At 42.3% G+C, this 13,371-nt stretch carries 11 protein-coding genes; 4 read left to right on the top strand and 7 right to left on the bottom strand.

What is annotated here, in order from left to right; translation table 11 throughout:
- Nucleotides 1-171: 171 nt before the first annotated feature.
- On the bottom strand, nucleotides 172-1,074 hold the full coding sequence (locus BGP76_RS12460) for a hypothetical protein (protein WP_073122426.1): 903 nt from the start codon (nucleotides 1,072-1,074) through the stop codon (nucleotides 172-174).
- Nucleotides 1,075-1,086: 12 nt separating this feature from the next.
- On the bottom strand, nucleotides 1,087-1,569 hold the full coding sequence (locus tag BGP76_RS12455) for a hypothetical protein (protein WP_147407464.1): 483 nt from the start codon (nucleotides 1,567-1,569) through the stop codon (nucleotides 1,087-1,089).
- Nucleotides 1,570-1,831: 262 nt separating this feature from the next.
- Here BGP76_RS12455 and BGP76_RS12450 point away from each other — a divergent pair, with 262 nt between their 5' ends.
- Nucleotides 1,832-3,904, top strand: a complete 2,073-nt coding sequence (locus tag BGP76_RS12450; RefSeq protein WP_147407463.1) for a hypothetical protein — start codon at nucleotides 1,832-1,834, stop codon at nucleotides 3,902-3,904.
- Nucleotides 3,905-3,926: 22 nt separating this feature from the next.
- On the opposite strand, the gene BGP76_RS12445 is transcribed toward BGP76_RS12450, so the two are convergent.
- The 3 genes from BGP76_RS12445 to BGP76_RS12435 all read right to left on the bottom strand — a co-directional run bounded on the left by BGP76_RS12445 (nucleotide 3,927) and on the right by BGP76_RS12435 (nucleotide 7,810).
- On the bottom strand, nucleotides 3,927-6,476 hold the full coding sequence (locus BGP76_RS12445; protein ID WP_119844900.1) for an ATP-dependent Clp protease ATP-binding subunit: 2,550 nt from the start codon (nucleotides 6,474-6,476) through the stop codon (nucleotides 3,927-3,929).
- A gap of 102 nt (nucleotides 6,477-6,578) precedes the next feature.
- Nucleotides 6,579-7,184, bottom strand: coding sequence for a WbqC family protein (locus tag BGP76_RS12440; RefSeq protein ID WP_119844899.1), 606 nt, complete (start codon nucleotides 7,182-7,184; stop codon nucleotides 6,579-6,581).
- Nucleotides 7,181-7,810, bottom strand: coding sequence for an L-threonylcarbamoyladenylate synthase (locus BGP76_RS12435; protein WP_119844898.1), 630 nt, complete (start codon nucleotides 7,808-7,810; stop codon nucleotides 7,181-7,183). Before BGP76_RS12435 ends, BGP76_RS12440 begins: the two co-directional genes overlap by 4 nt.
- Nucleotides 7,811-7,908: 98 nt before the next feature.
- On the opposite strand from BGP76_RS12435, the gene mltG reads away from it, so the two are divergent.
- Both mltG and BGP76_RS12425 read left to right on the top strand, forming a co-directional pair.
- Nucleotides 7,909-8,946: an endolytic transglycosylase MltG gene (gene mltG / locus BGP76_RS12430; protein ID WP_073122415.1), complete on the top strand. Its 1,038-nt coding sequence runs from the start codon at nucleotides 7,909-7,911 to the stop codon at nucleotides 8,944-8,946.
- Nucleotides 8,946-9,281, top strand: coding sequence for an MGMT family protein (locus BGP76_RS12425; RefSeq protein ID WP_119844897.1), 336 nt, complete (start codon nucleotides 8,946-8,948; stop codon nucleotides 9,279-9,281). Before mltG ends, BGP76_RS12425 begins: the two co-directional genes overlap by 1 nt.
- Here BGP76_RS12425 and BGP76_RS12420 read toward each other — a convergent pair.
- Nucleotides 9,278-10,711, bottom strand: a complete 1,434-nt coding sequence (locus BGP76_RS12420) for a sodium:solute symporter (RefSeq protein ID WP_119844995.1) — start codon at nucleotides 10,709-10,711, stop codon at nucleotides 9,278-9,280. The two genes, BGP76_RS12425 and BGP76_RS12420, sit on opposite strands and share 4 nt — an antisense overlap.
- A gap of 131 nt (nucleotides 10,712-10,842) precedes the next feature.
- Here BGP76_RS12420 and BGP76_RS12415 point away from each other — a divergent pair, with 131 nt between their 5' ends.
- Nucleotides 10,843-11,961 carry an acyl-CoA desaturase gene (locus tag BGP76_RS12415; RefSeq protein WP_119844896.1) on the top strand — a complete coding sequence of 373 codons (1,119 nt, stop codon included), beginning with the start codon at nucleotides 10,843-10,845 and terminating at the stop codon, nucleotides 11,959-11,961.
- Between the two features lie 111 nt (nucleotides 11,962-12,072).
- Here the strand turns inward: BGP76_RS12415 and BGP76_RS12410 are convergent, their stop codons facing one another.
- Nucleotides 12,073-13,254, bottom strand: coding sequence for an O-succinylhomoserine sulfhydrylase (locus tag BGP76_RS12410; protein ID WP_119844895.1), 1,182 nt, complete (start codon nucleotides 13,252-13,254; stop codon nucleotides 12,073-12,075).
- Nucleotides 13,255-13,371: the final 117 nt, after the last annotated feature.

Genomic DNA, 13,371 nt, shown 5'->3' with positions numbered 1-13,371 from the left:
CTTTCAATACTACGGTAAAAAAAAGGATCAAATCCATTGGGTTTGATCCTTTTTTGTCTTTTATATTCTTAGTATGTCACCTTTTTGTGAGGGTAAAATACAAACATAAATCGCTATCAGCCCAAAGACTCACAACGATCTATGTAGGTGACATAACATTGTAGATTCTATTTAGAAATAAAAATTAGCAGTTACTTGCCCTCCAACGTTCCCGATGCCTGCATTGATTGTATAACCGCTGTTCGAAGCATTGGTGTATTCTACTACACTGTTAGATTGGGAGTCCCAAGCCTCGTAAGTATTGCTGCTAGCACCGCTGTCCGAGTAGCTGACACCCCACGTAAACTTACCTCCTAATGAGAATTTAGGAAACAAAAATGCTTCTACTCCAATGAAACCGTATGCACCAGCACCCCAGTTTGTTGAGTTTTTGGTTTGGCTAGGGCGATATCCTTGAGAAGGTATGGTAGTGCCTCCAACTGGAAACGATGGGGCTCCAGTAGAGGGAGCTTGATTAGTTTCCGTGATTTCATTGCCATAGGTGTATTTATATGAAGTGCTTGCGCTAAAGTTTACAAATACATCTGCACCATATACACCTTGAATGCGACCGCTACCTTTTCGCTTTTCAATCCCAGCCAACAAAGTGACACTAGAGTTGGTTCGCGAAAGTTTGTCCTGAACGTAATCGTCAGGGCTGCTGCCATTGTCATCCATCACGTCATAGTAGGATACATTGTTGTAGAAGTTCAAGTTGAAACCGATTTTGTACGCTGTAGTACCCGAAACCATGTATTTTCCTTGAATTACAATTGGGCTTGTTGAGCTTTGATATTGCCACCAGTCGGCATTGTTATTAGTGCCGCCAGTGAAGATGTTTCCAACATAAGTAAGTGCTGTAGATGCACCTATCCCAACAGACCAATCACCTTGCTGAGGCAGTACTTCTTGACCATGTTTGTTCTTAAACGAGGGCTCACTATCTGTGCCTGTTTGTTGAGAACTCGTTGTTTCTTCTTGAGCATAAGCACATAAAGGTAGTACCAGTGCCCATATTAAAATATATTTAATCATAAGAAGTCTAGTTTAAAATTCTGATGTGAATGTGTAGTCGATTATTACATACTTCGTCTCGCCTTCTGTTAGAGAGATGGTTTGAGGATTTGCAGAATAGAACCCTGTTTTTGTTTCTTCATCGAAATCTTCATCGTACCCTGTGTATTCTGTCAGAAAGTCTAGTCCACTTACCGTGTAGGATACATCATTAGAAATGGCAGGTACTTCTACAGTGAAGCGTCCCTCATCATCTACAGTTACATCGATCACTTTAGTGACATCTACACCATTTGGCTGAGAGAAAGATAGATCATGGGAACTGTATGATATTTTGATCTTTGCTCCTTCTGCAGCGACCATTATGTCTTCACTGTCGGTCAGGTCATCGTCAAACTGTACTTTGCCTTCTATGATAGCTATACCAACACTCGTTTCAAAAGGGTTTTCCTCTGGGCTACAAGACACCATTACAAAAATCACTAAACTCAAAAGTGATAAACTTACTTTTTTCATATTCTTTTTTTTAGATAGATAATTAAGGCACAAATGTATATATTTTTAGTACTAAACTATGTTTTATTTGTATTATTATAATTTCTATTTATTTATATTATTTGGCTTGATCATAGACTCTTTCGTGTTTTTGATGGAATTGAATTATAGATTTGTGCCTATTGAAGAAGTGGAATGCTTTTAGTCAGAAGACATTTTTTGGGACAACTTTTTTATTCCTATCTTTCGAGCCTACTTCATTTACATAGAAATTTATACACTATTGCCTGTCATTCAATTTCAATATTCGATTTGGCTTCTGCCACTGTATTTGCTGATTGCTCTGGCTTTCACCTATCTACTTTATGCTAAAAGTGGGCCATGGAATCAGCAGACCAATCGGTTACTTTTCGCGCTACGATTTGCTTTGTGGAGTGTCCTATCGATACTCCTGCTCAATCCGATGATCAATCAATACCTCGAGCAGTTAGAAAGCCCCAGGGTAGTATTAGCGGTAGATAATTCGGCTTCTATCCGAAATACTATGGATTCGACACAGATCACACTACTCCATGATCAAATGTCCAAATTATCTGAGAAATTGGAAGGTCGAGGGTACGAGGTGATCAAGATGGGATTGGGTAGGGGATTTGAATCATGGGATGATATGACATTCGTCGAACCCACCACTGATCTGAGTGAGATGATGAGTAGTATCACTGCTAGTTTTGAGAATACTAATTTGGCATCCGTGTTTTTAATGTCGGATGGAAAATTTAATAGAGGCGTGTCTCCGCTTTATCAGCCGTATCAGTTTCATTTGAATACGATAGGTGTAGGAGATACAACTCAGCAACTGGATCTGGAGTTGGATAATATTCTGTTCAATAAGATCGCCTATCAGGGGAATCGTTATCCTGTTGTAGTAGAAGTGAAAAATTATGGGTTCAAAGGACGTAAAACCAAACTGAGTATCAGACGTGAAGGAAAAGTCTTGGAGACTAAGGAGGTTAATTTTGACTCAGAGCAAGGCGTGACACGTGTGGTTTTTGAAGTAAAAGCAACTCATGATGGTTTGCAGTCTTTGGATGTGGTGCTTGCGCCCTTGGATGAAGAGGTGATTCAACAGAATAATTCCCAACGCATCTATGTAGATGTGATTGACGGGAAGCAAAATATATTAATCGCGGCACCCGCTCCGCATCCAGATTTGAAGGCTTTAAAAGCTGTGATAGAGAATAATCAAAATTTTGAAGTCACAGTGTATATAACAGGAGTTGGGGATTACCCTGAAGAAAAATATGACTTAGCGATAGTTCATAATGTCTATGATGGCGCTAATCGTACTAGGTCAATATTGGCTAAGCTTGAAAAGCAGAAGGTGCCCCTTTTTTATATAGTGGGATCTCAAACTAATTTTAGAACACTCTCTCGTGAGAATAAAGTGCTACAGGTCGTGCAGAAACGAAACCAACGAGACCGAGTGATCGCCTCGCTCAATCCGGAGATGGACTTGTTTATACTAGACTCAGAGCTAAATGAACGGTGGCAAGAGTTCGTGCCACTCTCTGTGCCTTATGGAGATATTAATATCCCAGCAAATGCCAAAGTGTTGTTGAACCAGAAAATAGGATCAGTAACTGTGAATAAGCCATTACTCTTTACAGTAGCTGCCGATGATGTAAAGCAGGCTTATCTGCTGGCCGATGGTATCTGGCAATGGAGGATGCAAGAGTATGGTCTTTATGAAGATACACAGAGTTTTGATGAGTTCTTTCTGAAATTAGTGCAGTACTTGAGCACGAAGAATGACAAGCGGAAATTTAAATTCTACCCTACAGATACGGAGTATAATACCAATGAACCCGTACATTTTCAGGCAGAGCTCTACAATGATGTCTATGAGCGAATTTACGGGCAAGAAATCAAGATCTCTGTGGGAGAAGTAGGAAAGGAAACCAAAGAGTATTCATTTGTGCCTGCTTCACAATATGCTAAGCTGGAGTTAGCTAATCTAGAACCTGCCAACTACCGTTATGAGGCTTCTACCTTAGTGGATGGGAAATCAGAAAAGGTTTCAGGTAGTTTTGTGGTGAAGGAACAGCAACTGGAACAGTTAGATCAGGTTGCTGATTTTGGATTGTTGCAACAGCTAGCGATCCAGAACCAAGGCCAGTTTTATACGCTTGCCGATTGGGATGAAATGCTGGGTGATGTTGAATCGTATGATTTCAAGCCCCGTGTGCATTTCCAAGAAGAAATCTTTCCTTTGGTGAATTTGATATGGGTTTTATTCGTACTCCTAGTACTGGTATCTTCGGAGTGGCTACTCAGAAAATATTCTGGAGGGTATTAAAAAAAAAGAGTAGGCTCTGGGCCTACTCTTTTTTCTCTTTCTTAGAATTCTTTTTCTTCTTGACTGATATACTCAGCGTTTCTTCTTTTTCTATATGATCTCCTAACAGCGTATCCCCTTCCTGAACATCTCCAGTTAGGATAAACTCTGCTACTTGATCTTCCAAGTATTTTTGGATAGCTCTGTTCAGAGGTCTTGCTCCGTATGCAGGGTCATATCCTTTCTCTGCTAAGAAATCTTTAGCTTTATCAGTTAGCTCTACATTGTAACCTAGTTCGATCACACGCTCTAGCAATTTGTCTAGCGTGATATCGATGATTTTATGTACATCTTCTCTTTCTAGAGAGTTGAATACAATCACATCATCTAATCTATTGAGAAACTCTGGTGAGAAAGTTTTCTTCAGTGCGTTTTGAATCGTAGACTTCATGATGTCATCTAGATTCTCTTTCTTGTTCTGATTCATGAACCCGATCCCAGTACCAAAGTCCTTGAGGTCTCTAGCACCGATGTTAGAAGTCATGATAATCACTGTGTTTCTAAAGTCCACTTTTCTACCAAGGCCATCTGTCAATATACCATCATCCAATACTTGTAGTAGGATGTTGAATACGTCTGGGTGCGCCTTTTCGATTTCATCTAGGAGAACTACGCTGTATGGTTTTCTTCTCACTTTTTCTGTGAGCTGTCCACCTTCTTCATAACCTACATACCCAGGAGGTGCTCCTACCAGTCTAGATACGGAGAATTTTTCCATGTATTCACTCATGTCGATTCTCACCAAAGCATCGTCTTTATCAAACATGTATTTGGACAATACTTTCGCCAATTCGGTTTTTCCTACTCCAGTTGGACCTAGAAAGACGAAAGAGCCAATTGGTTTTTTCGGGTCTTTCAGACCTACACGAGTTCGTTGTATCGCTTTTGATAGTTTAACGATAACTTCATCTTGACCGATCACTTGCTTTTTCAAGTCATCTTTCATCGTGAGTAGTTTCTTGCTTTCCTTCTGTGCTACCCTTTTTACTGGGACACCAGTCATCATTGCGATTACTTCGGCTACACTATCTTCGTCAACTACATAGCGTTGCGATTTGGTTTCTTCTTCCCACTTCGCTTTGGCTAGTTCGAGTTGCTCTATGAGCTTCTTTTCTTTGTCTCTGAGCTGAGCTGCTTCTTCGTATTTTTGGCTTTTTACAACCTGATTTTTTTCTACTTTGACATCTTCAATAGAGTCCTCAAGACTGATGATCTCGTCTGGTACATATATATTGTTGATATGTACTCTAGAACCTGCCTCATCCATGACGTCAATAGCCTTGTCTGGCAAGAATCTATCGCTGATGTATCTGTCAGATAGTGCTACACACGCTTTGATTGCCTCTTCTGTATAGTTGACGTTGTGGTGATCCTCGTACTTGTCTTTGATGTTATTTAGGATTTGCACGGTTTCATCTACAGTTGTAGCATCCACCATCACCATTTGGAATCTACGGGCGAGCGCACCGTCTTTTTCGATGTACTGTCTGTATTCGTCCAAAGTAGTTGCCCCGATGCATTGAATTTCTCCACGGGCTAGTGCTGGTTTAAACATGTTAGACGCATCTAGCGATCCAGACGCTCCACCAGCTCCTACTATGGTGTGTAATTCGTCAATGAAAAGGATCACTTCAGGAGATTTTTCAATCTCATTCATGACAGCCTTCATTCTTTCTTCGAATTGCCCTCTATATTTTGTCCCTGCTACTAAAGATGCCAAATCAAGTGTTACCACTCGCTTGCCAAACAATACTCTAGATACTTTCTTTTGAATGATTCTCAGTGCTAGGCCTTCTGCGATAGCAGTTTTACCCACACCAGGCTCACCGATTAGAATAGGGTTGTTTTTCTTTCTTCTACTTAGGATTTGTGCAACACGCTCAATCTCTTTGTCGCGACCTACGATAGGGTCGAGTTTGTCACTCTCTGCTAGCTTGGTCAGGTCTCTACCGAAATTGTCAAGAACAGGAGTTCTTGATTTTTCTCCGCCTTTGCCTGATGGATCCTTACTTGAAGAACCGCCTGTGCCACCAGAGCCAAATAGACGAGAGTCGTCTTCGGGTTCGTCTGTATCAGAAGACGAAGACATCGGGTGCTCTGTTTGATATTCTAGCAATTCTTTGACGACATCATAGGCTACATCGAACTTATCGAGGATTTGAGTCCCTATATTGTCTTCATCTCTTAGGATAGAAAGCAATAGATGTTCAGTGCCTATGAGTTGGCTTTTGAATATTTTAGCTTCTAAGTATGTGATTTTTAGAACTTTTTCTGACTGTCTCGTCAGAGGAATGTTCGCTAGGTTCTTAACATTGTTAGTAGCAGACCCTTTGGTGGCTTTTTCTATGGAAGCTCTGAGTTCGTCTAGCGAGACCCCTAGTTTCTTTAGTAAGCTAATGGCTACACCTTCTCCCTCGCGAATCATACCGAGTATGAGGTGTTCCGTACCTATATAGTCGTGTCCAAGTCGGAGTGCTTCCTCACGACTCAATGAAATTACCTCTTTTACTCTATTCGAAAACTTTGCTTCCATGTGCTACTTCGTTGTAGTAAAAATAATTTTTAATCTAACAAAAACTAAACATTAAGATAAAAACGATCTATTCATGTAATCGTTGTAATCAGGCTTTAGTTTTTACAAATAGTTGTCGGATTCTGGCCCAGTATTACTGAGCAAATCCAGTACGCTCAAGTTGGCTGCAAATTCTTTACCAAACAGCTGTGGGTACGGGATGGGATCAAAGATCTTTGAACAAATATAATCTTTTTTGGGGTGAATCATGGACCTCATGTCTTCTAATTGACCTTCTGTATTGGATTCGTATTGTTCAGTGAAATTGATTTTTGCGCCAATATTGAGGACTTTGAGACAGAATGACAGTATCTCAGTGTTGAGATCGATGAGCCGCTCGTGTTTTGCGAATAAGATGTCGTGAATGTATGGCTCGTAAAATTCGAAGTAGGGGGACTTATTGTATGCGGAGATAATCGCCCGCCAGTGATCATTGAGCCACCGGTGTTTGTACTCGATTTTAATGTCCGAAATTTTGATTTTTTTGTTCCCGCCAATCATTGGTATGGCCAGTGGTAGGACTTGGTTAGAGCCTAAGATGTAGCAGCGATTTCTATAGGTTTGTTTGACGAAATGTTCCTGAGTTTCTATCCATACTTCCTCTTTAGATTTGAGGAAGGAAAAGTAAGCTACACACGGAAAATACTGACTGTCAATGATGGTTTTCATATAAAATCAGACAAGTCTCCCATACCTTCCCTGACGATTTCTGCTTCGCCCTCAGTGCAGTCCACAACTGTACTGGCGACATTGTTTCCATATCCTCCGTCTATGATCAAATCCACCTTGCCGTTATACTTTTCATAGATGAGTTCTGGATCGGTAGAGTATTCGAGTACTTCATCATCATGGTGTATGGAGGTGGTGATGATGGGGTTTTCTAGTTCTCTGACGATGTCTCTCGGAATGTTGTTGTCTGGGACTCGGATGCCTATTGTTTTTTTAGAAGTGTGTAGCATCTTAGGGACCTTGGTACTTGCATTGAGTATGAAAGTGAAGGGGCCAGGAAGGGCTTTTTTCATCAACTTGAAAGTCGAAGTGTCCAGAGACTTGGTGTACTCTGAGATATGACTTAGGTCATAGCAGATGAAAGAGAAGTCGACACGTTTGCTTTTGATTTCCTTGAGCTGCTTGATTCTTTCTATGGCTTTGGTATTGAATATATCACAGCCCATCCCATAAATGGTGTCCGTAGGGTAGATGATGACACCTCCTTTTCTTAGGACTTGAACAATTTGACTAATTTTTCTAGGGTCTGGGTTCTCTTCGTACAGTTTGATGAACTCTGTTTTCATAGGATTCAAATTTAATCAAATGTCCGGTTTATAAATAGCAAAACATTATTAGTTCAAGTCGGATGCCGAAATGACTAATTGCTTATTTTTGCCGCCTTATGAATAAGAAAAAAGTGATTTTGGGAGCTGTTATCGTTTCATTCTCAGTGATGCTCTCCTCATTTGGGTTTTATTTTCATCAGGTCGTTTACGCCCCGAATTTTTTGTATGAAAAGCAACCTAAACCTTTGATCATTCCTACAGGATCTGATTTTAAGTATGTTCAAAAAGAACTTTCTAAAGGCGGGTTTTTGGACGAGGTGATTAGTTTTAGTTTTCTCTCCAAAACGATGGGGTATGATGAAAGCGTAAAGCCAGGTCTCTACCTGATAGAGCCAGGGATGAGTAACCTGGAAGTGATTAGAATGCTTCGGTTGGGCAGTCAGACTCCCGTCAACGTAACATTCAATAATGTACGCTTGGTGTCGGACTTAGCTGAGAAAATCACGAAAAACCTAGAAATATCAGAAGCGGATTTTATGGGTGTTTTGCGAAATGACTCTTTGATTCGTGCCAATGGCTTTGATAGTTTGACGATTATTTCGATGTTTATCCCCAATACCTATCAGGCCTATTGGACTACTTCTCCTGAGTCGCTTTTTGCGAAGATGAAGCGGGAGTATGACAAGTTCTGGAATGAGGAGCGATTGGCAAAGGCAAAAGCACTGGGTTTGTCGACCAAGGAGGTTTCAGTGCTGGCATCTATCGTACAGGCAGAAACAATCATGTCGGATGAAAGACCGATTGTGGCTGGCTTATACCTCAATCGCCTCGAAAGAGGAATCCCGCTACAGGCAGACCCTACCTTGGTTTTTGCTGCGCAGGATTTTGAAATCAAACGTGTATTGACCAAACATACTTTGATAGACTCCCCATTCAATACCTACAAGTATGCTGGACTGCCTCCTGGACCGATCAACATGCCGAGTATCAAATCTATAGACGCAGTATTGAACCATCAGGACAATAAATTCATCTATATGTGTGCGAAAGAAGATTTTTCGGGCTATCACAATTTTGCCACGAACCTCCGTGATCACAATAATAATGCGATTCGATACCAAAGAGCACTTAACAAAGCTGGACTCTACCGCTAATGGCCAAGCAATACAGTTTTTTCGAGGATGTTTATGAAGTGGTCAAGTTGATCCCAAAAGGACGAGCGACTAGTTATGGTCTGATCGCTAACTATCTCGGAACGAAACTGAGCGCGCGCATGGTAGGTTGGGCGATGAATGCAGCGCATGGATTGCCAGACGTACCTGCCCATCGAGTAGTCAACCGAGAGGGGCTATTGACTGGTAAGGTGCATTTTGGGTCTCCCACGTGCATGCAGGAACTACTGGAGGCGGAAGGCTTGACAGTTGTAAAAGATAAGATTCAGCATTTCAAAGAGATCGTTTGGGATCCGATGAAAGAACTGGAGAATTAACTTTTTCGGCTAATGATCGCTAGTCCGACGAAACTCAGAAGTCCGTTGAGCAGTAAAAGCTCAAACCCGAATTGATATCCTCCGAACCATGTGGCAGAATAAGAGTTGATTACGTAGGTCAATATCGGAGTGACTAGGCATACCACAGGAACGAGCTCATCTTTGACAGCTCGTTTGGTAAACAGCCCGAACGAATATAGTCCTAAAAGTGGTCCGTAAGTGTAACCTGCTACTTTGAAAACCTGATTGATCACACTGTCGTCGTTGATGGCCTTGAAGATTAAAATGACTACTAGTATCAGTACTGAGAATCCAAGGTGGATCCAGCGTCGCTGGTGTGTGGCGGATTCGTTGGGGTCTTTCCCCAAGAAGTCTATATAAAAGGAAGTCGTCAGTGCAGTGAGTGCTGAGTCAGCACTAGAGTAGGCAGCTGCAGTGATGCCGAGTAAGAAAATAACCCCTCCCAATAATCCAAAATGATTGATGGCTAGGTATGGAAAGAGTGCATCGGTGGTTTGGGTAAGGTCAATGTTTTTGACTTCTACAAAGTGATAAAGTAGTGTCCCTAGCCCCAAAAAGAACAGGTTGACAAATACGAGGACGATGCTAAACCAAAGCATGTTTTTTTGCGCGTCCTTAAGGGATCGGCACGTGAGATTTTTTTGCATCATGTCCTGATCCAGTCCAGTCATCACGATAGCAATGAATGCTCCGGCAAAGAACTGCTTGAAGAAGTTTCGTGGAGCTTGCCAGTCCCAGACAAACATCTCAGAGGTAGAACTATTACTGATGATGTCTATGATTTGGCCCGGGGAGTAGTTGAGGTCAGAGGCGATGATCCAGATGCTGATGCCGACGGCTAGTAGCATAAAAAGTGTCTGCAGAGTGTCTGTCCAGACAATCGTTTTGATGCCTCCCTTGAACGTGTAGAGCCAAATGAGAGCGATGGTCACAAATACGGACACAGCAAAAGGGATGTCAAATGCATCGAAAAATGCGACTTGTAGTACGGTAGCAACTAGGAATAATCTAAAAGCAGCACCGATAACTCTAGATATGAGGAAGAAAAAAGCACCTGTTTTGTAAGATTTTTTTCCGAATCTGGAGTCTAAATATTGATAGATGGATACCAAGTTCATCTTATAATATAGAGGAAGAAGTACACTGCCTATCACCCAATAACCCAGAAGGTAGCCCAAGACAATTTGGAAGTAAGACCAGTGACTACTCCCTACTTCACCAGGGACAGAGATAAAGGTGACACCAGACAAAGAAGCACCGATCATTCCAAAAGCAACCAAATACCAAGGGGACTGTCGATTACCTGTAAAGAAGCTTTCGGCAGTAGAACCACGACTGGTGAGTTTAGCGATCAGCATCAATACAGCAAAATATCCAGCGATGATAAGGAAGACGAGTAGTGGGCTCATAGAGAATCGAATGTTGAATGTTGCCGCAAACATATTAAATTTTGTCGGCTATTTTGGTCTAGCTTTGATTGATGGTGTTAATAGGGGGTGGGATTAGTAAGTGAGCATTATTCCTGTTATTTTTGCCGCCTATGCAAGAGAGAGCTACCGCGGAGAAGGTATCATTCAATCATGAAGATGCTACTTCGAAACAATTCGTTCAGACATTGAACAAACGAGTGAACGAATACTTCCAGTCAAAGGGGATTTCCAAACATGGGAATGTGACCTTGTACATCAAGACCGTAGTGATGCTGTCTATGTTTATTGTGCCCTACTTTGTGGTCATTCTGATGGAGCCACAAGGTCTCGTAGCTTTAGGTCTGATGATCATCATGGGGATGGGGATGGCTGGAATCGGATTGTCGATCATGCATGATGCGATTCATGGGGCGTATTCTTCTAACCGTACGGTCAACAAAATCCTCGGCTATACACTCAATCTCGTAGGAGGCAATGCCATCAACTGGCGTATCCAGCACAATGTCAAGCACCACACCTATACCAATATCGAAGAGCATGATGAAGATATAGAGCCGAAGGCTATTTTGAGATTTTCTCCAGGGACGAAGTTGAAGCCTATTCATAAGTACCAGTATTTGTATGCATGGTTTTTCTACGGGTTGGGGACTTTCTTTTGGGTGACGTTCAAGGATTTTGCTAAGATCACGCGATACAACAAGGAAGGCTTGTTGGCCAAAAACACGAAGAGTATTGCAGGAGAGTATGTGATATTGATCCTAACGAAGGTCGTCTATTATATCTATGCGATCGGTGTGCCGGTCTATTTCACTTCGTATACGGGATGGCAGATTTTCGGTGGGTTTATCCTCATGCACTTTGTGGCAGGTATGGGCTTGGCGGTGATTTTTCAGCCTGCACACCTGATGAATAAAGTGGATTTTCCAGCACCAGACAAGGACGGTAACATGGAGTATTCGTGGACAGTACATCAACTGTACACCACCGTGAATTTCGGGAATCAAAACCGAATATTGGATTGGTACGCTGGTGGGTTGAATTTCCAGATCGAGCACCATTTGTTTCCGCATATATGCCATGTGCACTACAAGCATCTGGCTAAGATTGTCAAAGAAACTGCTGCGGAGTACAATTATCCTTACTACGCAGAGCCGACATTTAGATCGGCACTATTGGCACATGGGCGCATGCTCAAAGCCTTAGGTTTGCCTGCAAAGGCTGCAGCGTAGCGCTAGCGGGATGTCCAAAGATCAGAATCTCTGGAGGTGTGATATGAGATTTTTAATGGTTCTGTTTGTAAGAATTCGAGTTGTCTAAAAACTAGGTACCAATATCTCTACTTACTTACACTTTGCGAAAGCAATGTCTAGGTCCGTTTGGATGTCTTCGATGTGTTCTAACCCTACGGAGAGACGAATCAAGTTGGCGGTGATGCCGGTTGCTTCACGCTCTTCATCGGTGAGTTTGGCATGAGTCGTCGAGGCAGGGTGCGTTACGATGGTACGCGTGTCACCCAGATTGGCACTGAGCGAGCACATCTCTACGCCTTCCAAGAAAGTCTTGCCTGCTTCTAAGCCTCCTTTGATCCCAAACGAAACCATACCGCCGCCCGTATTCATCTGTTTTTTGGCAATTTCGTGCTGCGGATGTGAAGGAAGGAAAGGATAACGTACCCATTCTACCTGCGGATGTGCTTCTAGATATTCAGCCAGTTTGAGCGCGTTTTCGCTGTGTCGATCCATACGTACTGCGAGGGTTTCCAAGCTCTTGGATAGAATCCATGCGTTGAAAGGAGACAAGGAAGGTCCGGTACTTCTCGAAAAAGTAAAAATGTCTGCGATCAAGTCTTTGCGACCGAGTACCATGCCACCCATCACGCGACCTTGACCATCGATGTACTTGGTGGCAGAGTGGATGACCAAATCTGCCCCAAACTCGATTGGACGCTGAATATATGGTGTAGCAAAACAATTGTCTACGATCAATATTAGATCATGCTTTTTGCAAAACGCGCTCGCAAAATCTAGGTCGATCAATTCAATCCCAGGATTAGTAGGTGTCTCTAGGTATAGCAACTTAGAGTTAGGTTTGACAGCTGCGTCCCAGCTACTGGTGTCGTTGAGGTCGATATAGTCACTGCTGATGTTGTACTTGGGCAGAAACTTGCTGAAAATCGTATGCGTCGAGCCGAAGATCGATCGGACGGAGAGCATGTGATCCCCCGCTGACAATATCGTCATGAAGGTGGTGAAGATCGCCGACATCCCAGTAGCGGTAGCGAATCCCGCCTCTGCTTTTTCCAACTTGCACATCTTATCGATGAGTTCGCTGGTGTTGGGGTTGGTAAATCGGCTGTAGGTATTGCGATCGATTTCGTTGGCAAAAGTCGCGCGCATTTCTTCCACATCGTCAAACAAAAAGCTTGACGTCAAGTACATCGGCGTAGAGTGCTCCTTTTCTGGAGTTGTTTCTATCTGTGTCCTAATGGCTTCTGTTTCGAAATGCTTATTGACTTTACTCATCTTCTATCTAATCAATTGACGAATTGCCCTGTTTTGAGCAAGGTGCAAATATGGCTTTTTCTTCCCTGAAATTGAAGGAAGAGCGATGACTATTATCATACATTTACTTAGGTTTGC

Source organism: Reichenbachiella sp. MSK19-1 (assembly GCF_003590315.1).
Lineage (GTDB): Bacteria > Bacteroidota > Bacteroidia > Cytophagales > Cyclobacteriaceae > Reichenbachiella > Reichenbachiella agariperforans.
Note: the sequence above shows the minus strand (reverse complement) of the source record. Positions and strands in the feature narration are given on the sequence as shown.